Annotated in this window: 24 protein-coding genes and 1 pseudogene; 9 read left to right on the forward strand and 16 right to left on the reverse strand. The window is 31.8% G+C overall.

Annotated elements, in window-relative coordinates:
* Window positions 1–80 precede the first annotated feature (80 nt).
* The 12 genes from Q3907_RS08625 to Q3907_RS08680 all read right to left on the reverse strand — a co-directional run bounded on the left by Q3907_RS08625 (window position 81) and on the right by Q3907_RS08680 (window position 10,849).
* On the reverse strand, window positions 81–1,943 hold the full coding sequence (locus Q3907_RS08625) for an ABC-F family ATP-binding cassette domain-containing protein (protein ID WP_301897991.1): 1,863 nt from the start codon (window positions 1,941–1,943) through the stop codon (window positions 81–83).
* Window positions 1,944–1,955: 12 nt separating this feature from the next.
* A complete protein-coding gene (locus tag Q3907_RS08630; protein WP_301897992.1) occupies window positions 1,956–3,224 on the reverse strand; it encodes a hypothetical protein in 1,269 nt (422 codons plus the stop codon).
* 75 nt (window positions 3,225–3,299) lie between these two features.
* On the reverse strand, window positions 3,300–4,655 hold the full coding sequence (gene asnS / locus Q3907_RS08635) for an asparagine--tRNA ligase (protein ID WP_301897993.1): 1,356 nt from the start codon (window positions 4,653–4,655) through the stop codon (window positions 3,300–3,302).
* A gap of 234 nt (window positions 4,656–4,889) precedes the next feature.
* Window positions 4,890–5,525: a redox-sensing transcriptional repressor Rex gene (locus Q3907_RS08640; protein WP_295562498.1), complete on the reverse strand. Its 636-nt coding sequence runs from the start codon at window positions 5,523–5,525 to the stop codon at window positions 4,890–4,892.
* Between the two features lie 80 nt (window positions 5,526–5,605).
* The gene (locus Q3907_RS08645; RefSeq protein WP_301897994.1) at window positions 5,606–6,217 is read right to left on the reverse strand and encodes a hypothetical protein; all 612 of its coding nucleotides are present in this window, start codon (window positions 6,215–6,217) and stop codon (window positions 5,606–5,608) included.
* The gene (locus Q3907_RS08650) at window positions 6,210–6,458 is read right to left on the reverse strand and encodes a TIGR03905 family TSCPD domain-containing protein (RefSeq protein ID WP_301897995.1); all 249 of its coding nucleotides are present in this window, start codon (window positions 6,456–6,458) and stop codon (window positions 6,210–6,212) included. The genes Q3907_RS08645 and Q3907_RS08650 overlap by 8 nt, the downstream gene beginning before the upstream one ends.
* Window positions 6,445–6,954 carry a Gx transporter family protein gene (locus Q3907_RS08655; protein WP_301897996.1) on the reverse strand — a complete coding sequence of 170 codons (510 nt, stop codon included), beginning with the start codon at window positions 6,952–6,954 and terminating at the stop codon, window positions 6,445–6,447. The genes Q3907_RS08650 and Q3907_RS08655 overlap by 14 nt, the downstream gene beginning before the upstream one ends.
* Window positions 6,951–7,307 carry a NusG domain II-containing protein gene (locus Q3907_RS08660; RefSeq protein WP_301897997.1) on the reverse strand — a complete coding sequence of 119 codons (357 nt, stop codon included), beginning with the start codon at window positions 7,305–7,307 and terminating at the stop codon, window positions 6,951–6,953. Before Q3907_RS08660 ends, Q3907_RS08655 begins: the two co-directional genes overlap by 4 nt.
* Window positions 7,307–7,828, reverse strand: a complete 522-nt coding sequence (locus Q3907_RS08665; RefSeq protein ID WP_301897998.1) for a hypothetical protein — start codon at window positions 7,826–7,828, stop codon at window positions 7,307–7,309. The genes Q3907_RS08660 and Q3907_RS08665 overlap by 1 nt, the downstream gene beginning before the upstream one ends.
* Window positions 7,821–8,768, reverse strand: a complete 948-nt coding sequence (gene whiA / locus Q3907_RS08670) for a DNA-binding protein WhiA (RefSeq protein WP_295643658.1) — start codon at window positions 8,766–8,768, stop codon at window positions 7,821–7,823. The genes Q3907_RS08665 and whiA overlap by 8 nt, the downstream gene beginning before the upstream one ends.
* A 121-nt stretch (window positions 8,769–8,889) precedes the next feature.
* Window positions 8,890–10,023 carry a site-specific integrase gene (locus Q3907_RS08675; protein WP_301897999.1) on the reverse strand — a complete coding sequence of 378 codons (1,134 nt, stop codon included), beginning with the start codon at window positions 10,021–10,023 and terminating at the stop codon, window positions 8,890–8,892.
* 124 nt (window positions 10,024–10,147) lie between these two features.
* The gene (locus Q3907_RS08680) at window positions 10,148–10,849 is read right to left on the reverse strand and encodes a helix-turn-helix domain-containing protein (RefSeq protein WP_118357406.1); all 702 of its coding nucleotides are present in this window, start codon (window positions 10,847–10,849) and stop codon (window positions 10,148–10,150) included.
* 191 nt (window positions 10,850–11,040) lie between these two features.
* Between Q3907_RS08680 and Q3907_RS08685 the strand changes: the two genes are divergently transcribed.
* From Q3907_RS08685 to Q3907_RS08715, 7 genes are all read left to right on the forward strand, one after another.
* Window positions 11,041–11,238 carry a hypothetical protein gene (locus Q3907_RS08685; RefSeq protein WP_301898000.1) on the forward strand — a complete coding sequence of 66 codons (198 nt, stop codon included), beginning with the start codon at window positions 11,041–11,043 and terminating at the stop codon, window positions 11,236–11,238.
* Between the two features lies 1 nt (window position 11,239).
* Complete coding sequence (locus Q3907_RS08690; protein ID WP_288027817.1) at window positions 11,240–11,464, forward strand: helix-turn-helix domain-containing protein; 225 nt, start codon at window positions 11,240–11,242, stop codon at window positions 11,462–11,464.
* Window positions 11,464–11,832: a hypothetical protein gene (locus Q3907_RS08695; RefSeq protein WP_301898001.1), complete on the forward strand. Its 369-nt coding sequence runs from the start codon at window positions 11,464–11,466 to the stop codon at window positions 11,830–11,832. The genes Q3907_RS08690 and Q3907_RS08695 overlap by 1 nt, the downstream gene beginning before the upstream one ends.
* Entirely contained in the window at window positions 11,825–12,136 is a 312-nt protein-coding gene (locus Q3907_RS08700) for a DUF6291 domain-containing protein (RefSeq protein ID WP_301898002.1), read from the forward strand. The genes Q3907_RS08695 and Q3907_RS08700 overlap by 8 nt, the downstream gene beginning before the upstream one ends.
* A gap of 129 nt (window positions 12,137–12,265) precedes the next feature.
* Window positions 12,266–12,640, forward strand: coding sequence for a hypothetical protein (locus Q3907_RS08705; protein ID WP_301898003.1), 375 nt, complete (start codon window positions 12,266–12,268; stop codon window positions 12,638–12,640).
* A gap of 113 nt (window positions 12,641–12,753) precedes the next feature.
* On the forward strand, window positions 12,754–13,020 hold the full coding sequence (locus tag Q3907_RS08710) for a hypothetical protein (RefSeq protein WP_118356959.1): 267 nt from the start codon (window positions 12,754–12,756) through the stop codon (window positions 13,018–13,020).
* Window positions 13,021–13,036: 16 nt separating this feature from the next.
* The gene (locus tag Q3907_RS08715) at window positions 13,037–13,621 is read left to right on the forward strand and encodes a hypothetical protein (protein WP_301898004.1); all 585 of its coding nucleotides are present in this window, start codon (window positions 13,037–13,039) and stop codon (window positions 13,619–13,621) included.
* Between the two features lie 210 nt (window positions 13,622–13,831).
* Here Q3907_RS08715 and Q3907_RS08720 read toward each other — a convergent pair whose 3' ends face one another.
* The 3 genes from Q3907_RS08720 to rapZ all read right to left on the reverse strand — a co-directional run bounded on the left by Q3907_RS08720 (window position 13,832) and on the right by rapZ (window position 15,999).
* Window positions 13,832–13,975 carry a hypothetical protein gene (locus Q3907_RS08720; protein ID WP_301898005.1) on the reverse strand — a complete coding sequence of 48 codons (144 nt, stop codon included), beginning with the start codon at window positions 13,973–13,975 and terminating at the stop codon, window positions 13,832–13,834.
* 219 nt (window positions 13,976–14,194) lie between these two features.
* The gene (yvcK, locus tag Q3907_RS08725; protein WP_301898006.1) at window positions 14,195–15,142 is read right to left on the reverse strand and encodes a gluconeogenesis factor YvcK family protein; all 948 of its coding nucleotides are present in this window, start codon (window positions 15,140–15,142) and stop codon (window positions 14,195–14,197) included.
* Entirely contained in the window at window positions 15,139–15,999 is an 861-nt protein-coding gene (rapZ, locus tag Q3907_RS08730) for an RNase adapter RapZ (RefSeq protein WP_295643663.1), read from the reverse strand. Before rapZ ends, yvcK begins: the two co-directional genes overlap by 4 nt.
* An 81-nt stretch (window positions 16,000–16,080) precedes the next feature.
* Here rapZ and Q3907_RS08735 point away from each other — a divergent pair, with 81 nt between their 5' ends.
* On the forward strand, window positions 16,081–16,602 hold the full coding sequence (locus tag Q3907_RS08735; RefSeq protein WP_301898007.1) for an HAD domain-containing protein: 522 nt from the start codon (window positions 16,081–16,083) through the stop codon (window positions 16,600–16,602).
* Window positions 16,599–17,006 carry a VanZ family protein gene (locus tag Q3907_RS10745; RefSeq protein ID WP_367881504.1) on the forward strand — a complete coding sequence of 136 codons (408 nt, stop codon included), beginning with the start codon at window positions 16,599–16,601 and terminating at the stop codon, window positions 17,004–17,006. Before Q3907_RS08735 ends, Q3907_RS10745 begins: the two co-directional genes overlap by 4 nt.
* 113 nt (window positions 17,007–17,119) lie before the next feature.
* On the opposite strand, the pseudogene Q3907_RS08740 reads toward Q3907_RS10745, so the two are convergent.
* Window positions 17,120–17,411 (reverse strand): annotated as a pseudogene (locus Q3907_RS08740) (IS110 family transposase); the annotation flags it as partial.

The following is a 17,411-nucleotide window of genomic DNA, read 5'->3' on the forward strand; positions in this document are numbered from 1 at the left end:
ATTCAACCTCGTTGTATTTACTATTTCTCAATGGGATTTAGTTTTACAATTGAGCAAAATAAGGATGTCAAACGACACCCCTATTCCATCATAGCCATTTTTTCTTCCCATTCCTTCATTAAGGCGGCTATTTCATTATGCTTATCATCAATTTTCGCATCTAATTCTTCCATCTTACGATAATCTTGATAATACTCTGGTTCATACCTTAATTCTCGCATAGCCTCTAAATCTTGCTCCGCCTCATCTAATAAGACTTCAAGTTTAGCAACGCGATTTTTAATGGCCTTTAAATCCGTAAAAGATACAGTTTGTGGCTTTATCTCTTTTTCAACCTTTGCCACCGATTCAATCAATGTATTATTGGCTTTTTTATCCAAATATTCTTCATAATTTAAATCATACACTTTACTGATAGAGTCCATCTCTAATACACGAGTTGCCATTTTCTTTAAGAACATACGATCATGCGATACAAACAAGATGGTTCCATCATACTTTTCCAAAGCTGATTCTAAAGCTTCTTTAGCTGGAATATCCAAATGGTTAGTAGGCTCATCCAAAAGCAAGACATTATCATGTTCTAACATAAGTTTTGCTAATGCTAACCGTACTCTTTCTCCGCCTGACAAATCATTGACTTCTTTAAACACTTCATCTTGTGTAAATAAAAAGCTTGCCAAAGTATTTCGAATCTGTGTTTGCGTCGCATCTGGATCCATATCCCATAATTCATCCAGAACATTTTTGTTGGATTTCATCTGGGCACTTTCCTGATTAAAATAACCCACATCAATTTGATGGCCAAATTTAAAGTTTCCCGATAATGCTGGAAGCTCCTTTACTAAGGTTTTAATTAAAGTTGATTTACCAATCCCATTAGGTCCTACAATGGCCATACGTTGTCCTTGCAGTAATTGAAAAGATACATCAGACAGTACTTTATCATAACCAACTTTTAAATCATCTACCTCAAGAACTTGCTTGCCCCCTTTTCTAGCACAAGTAAAAACAGCCTTCATTTGACTTGTATCTGAAGAACTATCTTCAATTCTATCCATTCGGTCTAAATACTTCTGTTTACTTTTCGCAAAGGCAGCCTTGTTCTTTTTATATCTGAATTTTTCAATTAAATCTTCTAAGCGATGTATTTCTTGTTGCTGACGTACATATGCCTCATGATTCCTCTTTAAATATTCTTCTTTAGCTTTTAAATAATGAGAATAATCCCCTACATATCTTTGTGCCTTTCCAAATTCAATTTCAACAATTTCATCCACAACATGATCCAAAAACATACGATCATGACTTACTAAAACAACCGCGAAAGGATAATGTTTCACATAGTTTTCAAGCCATTCAATAGAAGCAATATCCAAATGGTTTGTAGGTTCATCTAACAATAAAATATCTGGCTTCGTTAATAATAATTTAACTAAAGCAATTCTTGTTTTTTGTCCCGAACTAAATTCACATAACTTTTTATTTAAATCTTTTTCATCAAATTGAAAATGAAAAAATACATTCTTTAATTCCACCTCATATTGATATCCATTTAAAGCTTCAAAACGAGTCTGCAACATATCATATTTTGCTAATTGTTTCTCACTCGAATCTTCTTTTAAGATTTCAGCTTGTGCATTTAATTGTTTTTCTAATTCACGAACTTTATCAAAAGCCGTTAATAACTCTTCATACACTGTTTTTTCTTCATTCACAAAAGTAATTTGTGCCAAATAACCAATATTTGTACCATTCAAAACCATACGAGAACCTGAATCATAGCTTTCTTGCCCACATATAATTTTCATCAGTGTTGTTTTTCCACAACCATTACGTCCAACAAGTGCAATCTTTTCATTATCTCGCACTTGAAAGTTTATTCCAGACAAAACAGTCTTTGCTCCAAATGACTTTTGTATATTACTCAATTGTAGTTTCATAATATCATCACCTTATATTTCAAAGTATCTAACAATACTTTTAACTAGTATTTTAGTTATCGCATCTACATTTTCATTAAAGTAGTCTACACTTTGTGAATTCATAGCACTAGCATATACGAAGTACAAACCATACATTCCATACGAATCTTTATAACTCGAATTAGTCAGATCTCCACCATATAACCCAGCATAAGTAGCTCTACCTCCAGTTTCTCTTAACTGTGGATAAAACTCATACTTTTGAGCATTTCCATTATCGTCTAATAAAAACGAATCATTCAATACACCATTTTCTTGTGTAGTATTTGTTCGAGCAGCATATAAGGAAATCCCATTTTGTGACATAAAATAAGAAACCGTATTTGCTAACCCACCATCCGTATAAGGACTCGTTAACATGTATGGTGCATTTACATTTTCATCATAACTCGCACCCAATGCCAGATATAATTTTGCCTTTACTTTGTATCCTCTTGCCGGACGTCCATCCGCACCATAATAGCCTGGAGTTTCTCCTTCTTTACGTAAAACTTTTACTTTTAACCCTTTCTTTTCCAATTCTTTTTTAACTCTCTTGGCAAATTCTAAAGAAGAAGATGGCTCATCTAATATGGATGTACTTGCTCCATAATCTACAGTATTTGAAACATAATTCATTGCATTTCCACATGGATCGATTACCACATCATCGACATTAGATTTAGGAATGTGTTTTGTTACGATAATAAAAGCATAATTCTTTTTAAATTTAATATCTTGATTTTTTAAAGCATTTTTATCCGCAACAAAAGTAACATCATTAACTTTCTCATCACGACGCATAGTTGTAATAGTTTTTGCTTTAAATGCATCTTTAAAATATATTCGTTCCTTTTCAAAGTGATTGTATGTATATAATTCATAAATACCTTCTTTTAAAGAACCTAAGTCAATTCCTGAATCAATACTTCCATTAAATGTAAAACTTGTTATCGCATCATTCATAACATTTCGTAAAACAATGTTATTTCCTTGCATTTTGTCTGTTTCAACAGAACCATATTCACTTTTATATAAAGATAGTGTCTCCCCATACACTAAATAATCTTTTATCAGATAATTTCCTTCAAAACTTTTTTCTACTTTTTTTTGTAATTTTTCAACATCTACATGATCCAAGTATGACTCAGATAGTTTATCTATTTCAGTTGGTCTTGATGCATATAAAAAAACACAAACAACCGCAACTGCGATTGTAACTATTCCAATAATCTTTGTGCTTAATTTTTTTCTATTCATAATTTTTATTTTTTTCATACCCCTTATTTATATCACACAGGAAAACAGGTATCAACGAGATACCTGTTTAATTCTTTAGAAAATTAAGTTTCTTGGTGTACGTGGATATGGTTGAACATCACGAATGTTGGCAACACCACTTAAATACATCAACATACGATCAAAACCTAAACCAAATCCAGAGTGTTTACATCCTCCAAAACGACGTAAATCTAAATACCATTGTAAAGTTTCTTGATCCATTCCAATCTCTTTCATGCGTTCCACTAGTACATCATAACGCTCTTCACGTTGTGAACCACCAACTAATTCACCAACATAAGGAACTAGTAAATCACATGCAGCAACTGTTTTATTGTCATCATTCACACGCATGTAAAATGCTTTGATTTCTTTTGGATAATCTGTTAAGAAAACCGGACCATTAACTATTTTTTCGCAAATATAACGCTCATGTTCACTCTGTAAATCCATACCCCAGAAAATATCTTGGTTTTCGAATTGATCTTTAGCCTTTTCTAAATATTCAATAGCCTTTGTATAAGTCATTCTTTCAAAATGCGAATTTGCCACATGAGTAACACGATTGATACACTCTTTATCAATCATAGAAGCAAAGAATTCCATTTCTTCTTTGGCATGTTCTAAACAATAATTGATACAGTACTTAATCATTTCTTCAATACAATCCATATTGTCTGCTAAATCTGCAAACGCAAGTTCTGGTTCAATCATCCAGAATTCAGATGCATGACGTGTTGTGTTCGAATTTTCTGCACGGAAAGTTGGACCAAATGTATACACATTACGATATGTTAACGCAAATGGTTCTACATGCAATTGTCCAGATACAGTAAGTTGCGCATGTTTTCCAAAGAAATCTTTATCATATTTTGCATCATCACGAGTTGTTACTGTAAAGCATTCTCCAGCACCTTCAGCATCGTTACCCGTGATTTCTGGTGTATGCACATAAACGAATCCACGATCTTGGAAGAATGTGTGGATAGCCATACTTAATACACTTCTCAATCTAAACATTGCGTAGTAAGTATTCGCACGTGGACGTACATGTGGAATTTCACGCATAAATTCAAAGCTGTGACGTTTTTTCTGTAAAGGATAATCATGATCACACAATCCTAAAACAGTAATAATTTCTGCTTGAATTTCAAAAGGTTGTTTTGCGTCTGGTGTACATACAAGCTTTCCTGTAACTTCCATAGCTGATCCAGTTGTAATTTTTGAAACTTCATCAAAATTTGCTAAATTTTCTGTATAAACAACTTGAACATTTGAAAATGTTGTTCCATCATTCAATGCAATAAATCCAACTGCCTTTGAATTACGATTTGTACGAACCCAACCCTGCAAAGTTATACTTTGTCCATCGCACTGTTCAAATGTTTCTTTTAATTTTTTTACTAACATAGTTTCTCCCTTCAAAATAAAAAAACGTTCCTTAATTAAAAGGAACGATTATAACCGCGGTACCATCCTGTTTCATCACACGTATGTATGCACTCAATTGGAATTTAACGCATTCCACACGTTGCTGTCTACTCAATTTCTCCAGCACGACTCCACAGGTGTTATCAATCCATACTCACATTGTCTATTTTCACCTAACAAGACTCTCTTCTTAATGATTGTTTTGGACGACTTCTATTTCTGCGCCTTTGTTTCTAATGAATTTGTAATAAATACCAATTCTTGTATAGATGATACCACATCAATACTTTTAATGACAACCCCTTTTGGAACCAAAAAATGCTGATGCGTAAAATCTACAATCCCATTGATTCCACATTCAACTAACTTATCAACTGTTTCTTGAACGTCGTGCGAAATTGTCAAAATCGCAATTCGACATCCTTCTGGAATCTTTGTATCTAATTCTGACATGCGATACACTTCAACGCCAAATTGTGTTCCGCATTTTGCTGGATCAGCATCAAAGGCACATGCAATTTCACCTACCACATAATCCCATTTATTATAATTCAATAAAGCACGACCTAAGTTACCAGCACCTACTAAAATAATTTTTTCATCAAAATCAACGCCAAGCTGACTATTAAAAATATCGATCAACTTATCTACATCATATCCATAGCCTTGTTTTCCAAGATTTCCTAAAAACGAAAAATCACGTCGAATTGTTGTTGGTTCAATATCAACAAAACTCGATAATTCTTTAGACATAATTCTTTCTACGCCGTTTTTTTGTAGCTTACGTAAAGCTTTTAAATATACTGGATATCTTTGTAAAGTAGCTTTGGGCACATTTCTATTTTGCATTTTATCACCCCATAACATAATAATAACATATTTGTGAAATATTTTACAAGTCTGTAGAATGAACTTGTGAAAAAAGTCGATTACTCGACTTTATAAAATATTCCTTGATCTATTTGTAATAAAATGGAATCCACGTATTTCGAAAGAGCTTGAATACGCGTATCATAAAAATAAGGAACAGCCTTTTTCTTTATAAAAAATAGAGCAATAGTCCAAGAAATCATTAGCAAAATAAACGAAATTTTAAAAGAAATATGAAATACAATAACAAACAAAACAAGCAGTAAAACATATGCAATCGTATCCATCAAGATAAATCTTTGAAATATATTTTTTAATGTGTTTTTATAGTAATCTCTTTTCCTTGTTAAAAAAGCTTCTGTTACAGAATCATAGCCTTCACTATATTCAAGATTTATTATCTCGTTCTGTTTTTCTCTATGCCCTTTTAAATATGCAATTTGTTGCATTCTTAAAAGACAAAATAACATTCCTTGTTTATTTTCTTCTTTAGAAAACTTTTTATAATACAATTCAAGCAATTTTAAATAATCATTATCTGAAACAGGTTTTAGCACCATATTCTTTGCGATAACATCTAAACGTTCACTTAAAACATCTGAAAATATAAGAATATTATTTTGAGCACGCCTCTCAATTTCTTTTAAAGCCCCTAGAAAATGATCAGCCACGATATGCCTTTAATGCACACGCAATTTGATCAGGACAAGATGTTGGTTTATTTCCACAAGTTACACCTGTCAATGCATTAATAACTTCATCTACACTTCTACCCTTTAATAAGCAACCAATTCCTTTCAAATTTCCATTGCATCCGCCAACAGCTTCAAAGTTTTGAATGATACCATTCTCAATTTCAAAATTAAATTGTCGACTACAAACACCTTTTGGTGTATAACTATAATTTCCCATAAATACCTCCATTTAAACGATTTAACACCTTTTTACATACTACAGCTATTAATATACCACTCACTATAGACAATGCCAAAAGAATCGGCAAAAAGAGTTGCATAAAATATTGCTGGTAAATCCAGGTAATCGCAATTACCTGCCCTATATTGTGAAAACTTGCTCCTAATATACTCACACCATAGATTGAAAAAGCCTTACTTCGACAAGCAATTATCATCGCAATACAAGCCAAGATTCCTCCATTTAACGACAACCAGAATGAAACAGAAAACAAAGTTCCTTGCATTAAGCTAGATAAAAAAATGCGAAGCAAAGAAACATAAGCCAGCGATTTTTCATCATACATATACAGTGCAAATAATCCCGCAATGTTTGCTAAACCAATCTTATAACCCGGAACAATCATAAATATGCCTACAAAGCTTTCTAATAGCTGCAACAGAATACCTACTGCCACAAGAAAAGCTAAAACTACACTTTTTTTTACATTCATTGTATCACCGTATCCTGACTTGCTTCTGCTTCAATTTTGACAACCGTTTCATTTGGCAAACATACTATAGGAACATTTGTATCAGATACAAACCCTTGTTTTGAACAATAATGGTGCGGACTATTTTCCTGACTTACGCGAACTTTCTTCTGCTTTACTTCAATATGTACTTTACCAAGTTTTCCATTTACTACATAAGAATGGTCTTTTGATAAATCTATTCGCAAAACTTGTTTTTCTTTCACATATACACTCGCATATGTATTTGTATTTTTTGTAAAAAACAAAGGAATACAAAGAAAAAGCGATACAACCATAATACATACAATTAATATCTTATCTGCCTTTTTCATTATTGTACGACCACACTTACATTTTTTGTCACAGAATTTCCGAATCGATCACTAATTTTTACTTGTACATCCTGTGTAGATGCAGATGATGTATCTACATTAGCCTCAAAAGTAACACCCGATAAATCAGTCGCGTGAAAATATGAATTCCAATCAATATTTTGACCTACACCTATTGTAATTTGGCTTACTTCACTAGCGCAAACAGGTGCTTTAGTGTCTTTTACTTTTATCACAAATGGATACTCTTTATTTCTGTCTTGAATCGCAAAATCATATTCTCCAACCACTAAATAATCCATACCCGAAGTCATAAAACGATTATTTTTCTTATCAATACCAATACTTTTCGAAATCACCTTCACTCTACTTGAGTGTGGTGGATTTTTTAAGTATAAAGTTGGATTGGCATAAATATCTTTTCCAAGTTCAATCGTAAACATTTGTTTTTTTAATTGAATACCCGATGAGCATGCACACAATAAGAAAGATAAACATAAAATTCCTATTTTTTTAAGCATTCAATTCCTCCTTGAGATCTTTTGCCATCTGCTTTACCTTAGCCAATCGATGTTTCATACCTGACTTTGAAATGTCTTCTCCAAATTCTTTTTTGCACTCAATACACAATTCATTTAAATTGGCCTCTGGATACATTTTACGAATTTGCATAGCATGCATGATTTTTTCCGGAATAACCATCTTTTTCGAATGACTTTCTAAAAACTCAATAGCTTCTAATTGTGATTTTGCAGCTTTTAAACTCTTTACTTCATTGGCTACTTCACAATTATCTAAACGAGTAATTTGATTATAGAAATCTCTTTGAATTCTAGAATCTTCAAATTCAAACAACGCATTTGAAGCATTACACAAGCGTAAAAAATCAGCTATTTTATCCCCTGCCTTTATGTATACTACATAAACGCTTTTTCTTTCAATAACTTTGGCCGGTAAATAAAAACGTTGCATCAATTTTTGAACGCTTAATGCCAAATCTTTTTCTTGACTCGACATCTCCAAATGATAATTACTTGATTTTGGTGAATTAATACTACCACTTGCTAAAAAACATCCTTGAAGATAAGCTCTAGCCATCTTTTCTGAACGCACCATCTTCACACTTGGAGTGTATCTTAACCCTGAATCAGTAAGAATTTGAAGATCTTCTAAAATCTCTTGAGCCTTATCAAACACTTGTATACGATATATGTTATTTTTCTTTAATTGCATTTTCTTCAACACTGAAAGCCGCGGATCAACATCATACAATGTTTTCATAATTTGAAATACATGCTTTGCTATCGTTGCATTTTCTGTCTGAAAAGATAAATACATCCCTTGCCAGTTCATATGTAAACTTGCTCGCATTTGAAAAAGGGCACATAATTGTGCCTTCATCATTTGAGCATCGATTTCTTCTTTACAAATTTCTTTTTTGATTTCGCTAGTAAAGGACAAGTCTATACCCCCTTAACTTGAAGTAGCTTATTTTAGCTTTATATATAGCATTTATTTAATTAAATCAATTAATTTAATATATCATTCTTTAAATTTGTTACTTTTTTGTTACTTTTTGTGTCTAAATAGGCGTGAAAGTGCAATTTATTGCTTCTTGTTTCTTTTCAAATGTGGTTTGAGCGTAAATGTCTAGTGTAGTACTTGTATTTGAATGTCTAGCAAGTTCGGACACTGTTTTTACATCTACCCCACTCAATACCAAATTAGAAATATATGTATGTCTTAAAGAATGTGGGTGAAAATCAATCCCTATCTTTTTGGCACTTTCTTTGCATAGCCTACAACAATCAGTAGGTACTATATAATCGCCATACTCATCACAACAAAGTAAATCATAAGGATTCTTTTTATACCATTTCTGAAGAATCTCTTTAAGTTTATCACACATTGGTAAAATTGCACGACTAGATTTTGTTTTCATTTTATCCGTACAATAATACTCTTCTTTTTTGAATCCATGGTATACAAGTTGTTTATTAATTGAAATTGTATTGTTTTCAAAATCAACATCCTGTTTTGTGATAGCTAGAGTTTCGGCTTTACGTGTTCCAAGGAAATAAGACAGATACAAAAAGATACAAAATGAATAATGTGTGAATGGTACATAGTTGCGTTTCTTTTCATCAACAGTACACAAGATTTTCACCATTTCTTCTAATTGTTCAAACGTAATAATATCGTCTTGCTTACGCTTATTCTCTTTACCCCTAACAGTTACCATCAACATAGGATTGCTATTGATATATCCCACTCTTAGAGCGTATTTAAACGTAACGCAAAAGATTCTTTTAATTCCTGTTGTAGTTCCCATACCCTCATCACAAATACCATTGAAATACTCTTGAAGAGCCTTATAAGACAAGTTACGCATTTTTGCGTTGCCGATTCCATCTTTAATATGGTTTACGTATATACTATCATACGTAATCATAGTGTTATGGGTGTATTTGAATTTACCCTCTACATCCATATACTCGAGATACACTTCACTGAATGTTTTATCCTTTAATTTAATTTCAATTCCCTGTTTTAATTCCTGTTGCTTTTCAATTCCATGATTCAATGCTTCAGACTTTTCTTGAAATCCTCCTTTTGTGTAGCGTTGCTTAACTCCATATGAATCCTCATAATCAATATACACTGTCCATGTATATCCTTTTTTAGCCTTCTTAGAAGTCCTCTTTCTAACAAACATATTCTTTTATCCTCCTATTTTGTTTGATACATACTGTCAATTTGATATAATAGGAGCGAGAAATGTGTTCCGTAAATGTTTCTCGCTCAAGTCCTGTATTGCCGTACAGGGCTTTTTTATTACCTTAATTCTTTTCACATACAATCCTATTCCCTTTTGTTTGACAATTTTTGAAATATTCAAAATTATCAAACTTTTCTTTTAACTCTGGAATGTCTTCTTTAAAGATACTTTCATCATCCGAATTTTCTAAATATTCTATAGTTCTTTCAATTCCTATTTTTTTTGAATCACTGTAATCTAATGAAAGACGAATCCAATTCATCAATTCATAAATATAAATATCAGTAATGTTATATTGTGCTATTTGCTTATGTTTAGATTGTCCTTTTAAATCATATTGTATGTCATAATCTCCATATTCACTAAGTGAATTTGCTTCATAAAGATTTTTAAGTGAATCATTTATTTGGTAAATCGTAGTAGATGAAATCAATTCATCTAAAGGAGCTACATGACATTCCATGTTTTGATTCATCCACATAAGATTATATATAGAATTTAATGATAATCCCAATTTTGCAGAAATATCCTTTATTTGAACGTCCACGTCTCTTTCATTCGTTAAATCTGTAAGATAATCCAATGAAACCCCTAGAATCCTTGACAACCCTATCGCATTATCTAAACGTGGATTTAAAGTGTTTCCACTTATCATTCTACTAAATGACTGAATACTCATATTCATTTTATCGGCTACCTCTCCTTTTGTTAAACCTAGCCTTTCTATTTCTTTTTCAATTTTTTCTTTATTCAATACACTCATAGTTTCTCCTTATCATACTTGTTAAATAATCATATTCTTTTAACGCTTTTTATTCATATGTGTTAAGTACATTGAATTTATTAAACTTAAATGTTAAATTATTTGTGTTAAAACAAATGTCGTTGTTTAACACATTCAGTATACAACAACAATATTCTTTTAACAACATATTTTAGAAAGGAGGTAAAGGCATGAAAAACAATGACATCAGAAATATGGCATTAACGCACGGCGTTAAACTATGGCAAATTGCTGAACGATTAGGGATAACGGATAGTTACTTTTCAAGAATGCTTCGCAAGGAGTTAACACAAGAAAAGAAAGAAAAGATTCAAAACATTATTATTGAAATTGTAAAGGAGCGTGATTTGAATACTACAAAATCTTAAAATGCTTACTCGTGAAGAGGTGGCAACTTGTCTTAATGTACACATTGATAACGTATCTATGTTATGTGATGTGGGAGTTTTGAAGCCTACTAAAATAGGAAAGGCTTATATGTTTTCTCAAGGTATGCTTTTAAAGTTCCAACATGATTATGAAGGTTTAAATGTATGTAATCGACTAAGAGCCTTAGAATCTAAAAAAATCGTTGAGCAAAGGGGGAGAAAATAATGAATGAGAAACATTTACGGAACACATTTCTCACTCCTCCTATTGAAAAAGGAGATTTTAATGAATTCATTAAAGAAAACCTTAAGGATTGGATTACTTACGCCAATCTAAAAGAGCGTATATTTAATGAATATGCAATCACCTACCCTAGAAGAGCATGGAATAAATATATTGAGGTCAAAAATCAATCATTTTGTGATGGTGAAACTGATATGTATATAGCCCATAGCAATAAAGGGTATAAAATCACAACTAATAAAGACGAAATAAAGTCAAGCGTGAATCATTTGCATACAATGGCTTTAAATATGCTTTCTAAAGAATCTAAAGTAAAGAAAGCATTAAATAGGAGCGTAAACAATGGTTGACGCTCCCAAGCCTAAAAACGCACGCATTTCAATGTTGTGTTATTTTGATTGGCTTAACTCGTTTGAATTAATGTCAGACGAACAAATAGGAAAGCTTGCAAAATACATTCTTATTTATGGAAAAAGTCTATATGATGGCATTGAAATAGCCCCACCATCAGACCCTAACATAAATTTTGTATTTCAGTTTTTAAAGGGACAAATTGATAGAGATTATCTTAAATGGGCAAAGAAATGCGAACAAAACTCAGAAAATGCAAGAAAGCGAACGCAATCGATCGATACAAACCCCAACAATTCTTAACGTTTGTAGCCGAATAGAATAGAACTGAATAGAATAGACTAGAAATAAGAATAGAATAGAGTGTGAATTTGAAGAGAAGAGATTCCAAAGAGAAGAGAAACTTTAAATGTTTCTAGGAGGAATAAGGAAATGAAAAAAACATATTATCATGGAACATCAATACAAAACGCTGAACAAATTTTAAAAGATGGAAAAATCAAAACAAACAGATTAGGTTATGTATCATTATGTGAATCAATCAATGATTGCAAAACCTATTATCAAATGCAAAACCTTCCATACCTATTAGATGAAGAATCACAAAAAGAAATGGCATATTTTGCCTTAGTTTTAGATGATGAATCTGTAATTGATAATGATGAATCATGTATCTACGCAAAAGGCTTTGCATATAACAAAGATATTGATTTATCCCATTGCATTGATACAGGTTCAATTAATTGGACAACAGGCAATATCTTAATGAGAAATAATGAAGTATACACATTTAGAAAGGAGGTGTAATAATAGCTAGACCTTTAAAACAATTTGATAAAGAGCAATTTGAAAGACTTACAGGAGAATTCGGATTCACTCAAGAAGAGATTTGTCGTTATTTTAATACTAGTGACAAAACAATGTCTAAATGGGTACAACGTACCTATGGAGTCAATTTCTCCGAGTACTTCACTCAAAAAAATATATTGTTTAAAACTTCATTGAGAAGAGCTCAATTTGAACTAGCAATGAAAGGAAATCCTACAATGCTTATATGGCTAGGAAAACAATACTTAGGACAAAATGAGCGTACAGAGGTTAAATTCAATGCTTCAGAAGTAAATGCAATCAATAAAGATATGATTACAAACGTGGCAAAAGAAAGAGATTTAAAAGATTTTGAATAAAAGGAGGATGATGAAAATGAATGATATTCAAACACAATTAAAAACATTAAATACGACTATGGAGGGTAAAATGAATGAGATTCTTAAAAATAACCCTTCAGTCATTGAATACAATGACCTTTCAAAACAAGTAGAATCACTAACAAGTAAAATTGATTCACTTAAAGAAGTCATTGAAAATGCTAAAGAATCAAAAACATATGAAATTGTGACAGAAAACACGCCGAAACTAAAAGTGTATCAAGATTTATTAAATGAGTTAGGCACTAAGAAAGCAAAAGCATATAACGCCCTTAATAAGTGCCTAGAGCGTGAAAACTACACTGAGTTGAATAATTGGGAGCATGAATATGAAACACAACGAAAAGCCATTCTAAAGCCCTTAAAACAGGAGCTGATTGATACATATAAACACATCATTGATTTAAACGCTCAAATTAAAAATTTAAGCAATGAATCATCAAGCAATGAATCGATTATCTTAAGTAAATCATATGAGGCATGGCGTGGAAATCTAGCCTATGATTTAGATTTATTAACTGAACGTGAAGATTCTAGCCTAATGTATTTAATTAAACAAAAAGCAAATTTCACTTTATAAAATATGTGGGCTCGTACACCTCAAGAACGCATATTCAACATAGACAAAGAAATAGAAGCTTTGCTATTAAAATTAAATAAATGCAATCTCAATCAAGATTATATAAAACAGGAATTGTTTTGTAGAAAAATCGCTTCTCTTCTTGAGGAACGTGAACGCATAATAAAAGGCAACTATTGAACTGTTGCCTTTTTTGTATCTTAATTCATTTTATGAGTGAATCCATAATCTTTGTACAAAGTAGAATACTCGTTGAATTACTTTTATATCATCCATATGAGATAGCATTTCATCAATCATACGTACATAATATTCTTTATTGTTTTGTTGGGTTGCTTTTGTTTCTTGTAACATGATTATATCCTCCATTGTTTCGTGCTTATTTTTGTTACTTTCTTGTTACTCATTTAAAATTTGTAACTCAATTTGTTACTCAATTAAATAGGTTTATATCAGTCTATGACAGTATGTATCATATATTTTCACTGTATATAAAGCCTGTATAAGCACGTAACGGATATATGTCAGTTTGTATCCTTTACAAGAAATATACTTCGCTAGTAAAGGACAAGTCTATACCCCCTTGATCAACTCTTCAACGACTTGTTTAACTGCCATTGGATCATGACGAATACGCCCTTTTTCATCCAAGGCCAACAAATCTCTTTGTATAATAGCATAGTCTGTCGCTTCTTTTCCAATACAAATTGGATAACTCTTTTGCAAAGCATACATATCCAATACTTTCTTTGGTAGATTTGATCGATTCACAACAACCAAATCTACCGGATGTTTAAAAGAATGCTTTTCAATTGCATGAATATGATCTTGTACAGTATAACCATCTGTTTCTCCAGGTTGAGACATGGCATTACAAAAATATATTTTTTTACAAGGATTCTTCTCAATCGCCTTCGATATATCTGAAATAATCAAGTTAGGCATAATCGAAGTATATAAAGAACCTATACCATATATTATTAAATCTGCATTTTTAATTGCTTCTATCGCCGGTTTATATGCGTGAACACAATTTTTATAAAAAACATGATCAATACTATTGTAAACAGTCGGAATATTTTTTTCACCACGAACCAAAGTACCATCTTTCATCATGGCATACAACGTAACCACATCAAGTGTACTAGGTAAAATATTTCCTTTTACATTTAATACTCTTGAAATCGATTCTATAGCTCCCATAAAAGAGCCCGTCGTGTTGATCATCGCCAAGAAAATCAAATTGCCAAGATTATGTCCACCAATATCTTTACTACCTTCAAAACGATAGTTTAATAAATCCGAAAAGAATCCTTCATCTTCTTCATCAGCCATCGCACACAAAACATGGCGTATATCTCCTACGGCAGGCACATTGTAAATATCACGGATTCGCCCAGTACTTCCTCCATCATCGGCAACCGTAACAATAGCAGTTAACTCAACATTTTCCAATCGTTTCATCCCTTTTAGCATGCTTGACAAGCCAGTGCCGCCACCAATCACAACTACTCTTTTCATTCTTCATCCACTCCAATATCACGATGTGATTTAAAACAACGAAATTTATCTTTATATGTATCATAAAGCCAGTTGCAAATAGAAACAGAACGATGCTGACCACCAGTACAGCCTATCGCAACAATCATATGTGATTTATTTTGTTTTTCATATTGATCAAATACAAAATCACAATAATTCTTTAGACGAATAATAAAATCTTGCGTTTCCGGTTTATCCATGACATAATCATAAACTTCTTTTTGATTTCCTGTTTTATCTCTTAATAAAGGATCATAAAATGGATTAGGCAAGAAGCGAACATCAATAACCATATCCCCATCTAATGGTACGCCATGCTTAAACCCAAACGATTGAAAAGTTACAGTAAAAACACTTTTTTTAGCACTTTTAAATCGATGCAGCACACGACTAGCCAAAGCAGATGTGCTTAGTTTCGTTGTATCAATATGAATTGTATTTTGAGAATTTTCCTGCAAATGATCTAAGAAATCTCTCTCTACTTCAATCGCGTCTTCCAGTGTTGTGGCCAAATGATTTACAATCATTGGATGTTGTCTTCTTGTAAATCGATATCTTAACAACAACTCTTCATCACTACAATCCAAAAACAAAATTTGTAGTTCTCTATTTATATTTTCAAAATAACTGACAAAAGCCTGATAATCAATAGCACTCACACTTAATGCTACACACTTATAATGTGTCTCATCTTTTCTAAGTAAATCTTCTAAATTATCTAATAATTCCTTAGGAAAATTATCCATACAATAATAGCCTAAATCTTCAAGGGCATTCATAGCACTTGATTTACCTGCACCTGACATCCCAGTCACAAGAACAATTTTATTTTCCATAATCTCACATCCTTTTTTAAATTATATCAACATTTGAACTTGAGTACAATTTTGACTATCATATTAAAAGGAGGATTACTTATGAAACCTTGTATATTTTTAGATATTGATGGTGTCATCAATCCAAATCGTAAAAAACATAATTATCGACTTGATTACAACTTACCAGATACTTTATCAAAAAAATTAAATCATCCAAAGATTGCTACATTAAATGTATATTTAGTCAATCAAGTTTATTCATGTTTCTCAAAAGAAAGTATTGATTATCTAAAAAAACTTATCAATAAATATGATGCTCAAATCATTATCACAAGCTCCTGGAGAATTATATATTCCCTTGATCAGTTACAAACTCTGTTTGATATTTTTGACTTAGGAAAATACATAAAGGCATCTACCCCTTTAATTTCTCCACGCACAAAAGCTATTCAAGAATTTATAAATGAGCATAAAATCACAAGTTATATTATTTTAGATGATTTTGATATGGCAAATGTATTCGATTACCATTTTATTTATGTTCACAACTACTTTAAAGAACCAGACTATAAAAAAGCTGATTATGCTTTATTTATTCAACAAAAGGAGAATAAACATTGAAAAAATATATATTTACGATCCTCACATTCTGTAATATGTCTCTAATTTTTTATTTTTCTAACCAAAATGCAGAACTATCCACACAAACCAGTGCATATTTTTTACAATTTATGCCTTTTTCAATGTATTTTATTCGCAAATTGGCTCATTTTACAATTTACGCCTTATTAGGATTCAATACATTTTACATGTATAAAAATTACGGTATCAAACATTATGCGCTTTGTGCTTTGATTACATGTGTACTTTATGCTTGCAGTGATGAATGGCATCAATCTTTTGTTTCTGGAAGAAGTCCACAAATAAAAGATGTTTGTATCGACACATGTGGAGCATTGTCCCTAATATTAATGAATATCTTAATTATCAAGCTTCGAACATCCCAGAAAACGCTACAAAATTGACAATTAAACGAATTGTGTTACGATTTTATTGGTGATAATCTGAAAATATAATTTATAAAAAGAAGAAGTTAGAAGGACAAAAGGGCGCAAAGCCCTTTCCCCAAATATAAAGATTATTGTGTTGCTATAATATTGGCATTTTGTTGGATCATAAGTGTTAATTCTTCAACTGTAAGTCCAATATCTAGTAGTTGTTTAATATCTGATTTTAAGTTGTTCTTTACGTATTTAATTCTTTGTTCAACTGGTGTTTCAACTTCTGCTAAGTCTGCAGGATTCCAAATTTCTCCTGTAAGAAGCATATGATATGCTGCTACAAGTATTTTTCTGGCAATCGCAATAAAAGCACGTTTCTTTCCTGCTGACTGGTTACTTGATGGAGTTAAACCTGCCCAGGAAGTTAAT

Source organism: uncultured Holdemanella sp., from assembly GCF_958348295.1.
GTDB lineage: Bacteria > Bacillota_I > Bacilli_A > Erysipelotrichales > Erysipelotrichaceae > Holdemanella.

Coding starts and splice junctions, on each gene's coding strand:
- Q3907_RS08665 (WP_301897998.1), bottom strand. CDS start 7,828: ATGCTTAAAAAAATAGGAATTTTATGTTTATCTTTCTTATTGTGTGCA.
- Q3907_RS08705 (WP_301898003.1), top strand. CDS start 12,266: ATGAAAAAAACATATTATCATGGAACATCAATACAAAACGCTGAACAA.
- Q3907_RS08680 (WP_118357406.1), bottom strand. CDS start 10,849: ATGAGTGTATTGAATAAAGAAAAAATTGAAAAAGAAATAGAAAGGCTA.
- Q3907_RS08650 (WP_301897995.1), bottom strand. CDS start 6,458: ATGGGAAATTATAGTTATACACCAAAAGGTGTTTGTAGTCGACAATTT.
- Q3907_RS08640 (WP_295562498.1), bottom strand. CDS start 5,525: ATGCAAAATAGAAATGTGCCCAAAGCTACTTTACAAAGATATCCAGTA.
- Q3907_RS08710 (WP_118356959.1), top strand. CDS start 12,754: ATGTCTAAATGGGTACAACGTACCTATGGAGTCAATTTCTCCGAGTAC.
- Q3907_RS08675 (WP_301897999.1), bottom strand. CDS start 10,023: ATGTTTGTTAGAAAGAGGACTTCTAAGAAGGCTAAAAAAGGATATACA.
- asnS (WP_301897993.1), bottom strand. CDS start 4,655: ATGTTAGTAAAAAAATTAAAAGAAACATTTGAACAGTGCGATGGACAA.
- Q3907_RS08655 (WP_301897996.1), bottom strand. CDS start 6,954: ATGAATGTAAAAAAAAGTGTAGTTTTAGCTTTTCTTGTGGCAGTAGGT.
- Q3907_RS08695 (WP_301898001.1), top strand. CDS start 11,464: ATGAATGAGAAACATTTACGGAACACATTTCTCACTCCTCCTATTGAA.
- yvcK (WP_301898006.1), bottom strand. CDS start 15,142: ATGAAAAGAGTAGTTGTGATTGGTGGCGGCACTGGCTTGTCAAGCATG.
- Q3907_RS08690 (WP_288027817.1), top strand. CDS start 11,240: ATGCTTACTCGTGAAGAGGTGGCAACTTGTCTTAATGTACACATTGAT.
- Q3907_RS08625 (WP_301897991.1), bottom strand. CDS start 1,943: ATGAAACTACAATTGAGTAATATACAAAAGTCATTTGGAGCAAAGACT.
- Q3907_RS08630 (WP_301897992.1), bottom strand. CDS start 3,224: ATGAATAGAAAAAAATTAAGCACAAAGATTATTGGAATAGTTACAATC.
- rapZ (WP_295643663.1), bottom strand. CDS start 15,999: ATGGAAAATAAAATTGTTCTTGTGACTGGGATGTCAGGTGCAGGTAAA.
- Q3907_RS08735 (WP_301898007.1), top strand. CDS start 16,081: ATGAAACCTTGTATATTTTTAGATATTGATGGTGTCATCAATCCAAAT.
- Q3907_RS08660 (WP_301897997.1), bottom strand. CDS start 7,307: ATGAAAAAGGCAGATAAGATATTAATTGTATGTATTATGGTTGTATCG.
- Q3907_RS08685 (WP_301898000.1), top strand. CDS start 11,041: ATGAAAAACAATGACATCAGAAATATGGCATTAACGCACGGCGTTAAA.
- Q3907_RS08715 (WP_301898004.1), top strand. CDS start 13,037: ATGAATGATATTCAAACACAATTAAAAACATTAAATACGACTATGGAG.
- Q3907_RS08700 (WP_301898002.1), top strand. CDS start 11,825: ATGGTTGACGCTCCCAAGCCTAAAAACGCACGCATTTCAATGTTGTGT.
- Q3907_RS08720 (WP_301898005.1), bottom strand. CDS start 13,975: ATGTTACAAGAAACAAAAGCAACCCAACAAAACAATAAAGAATATTAT.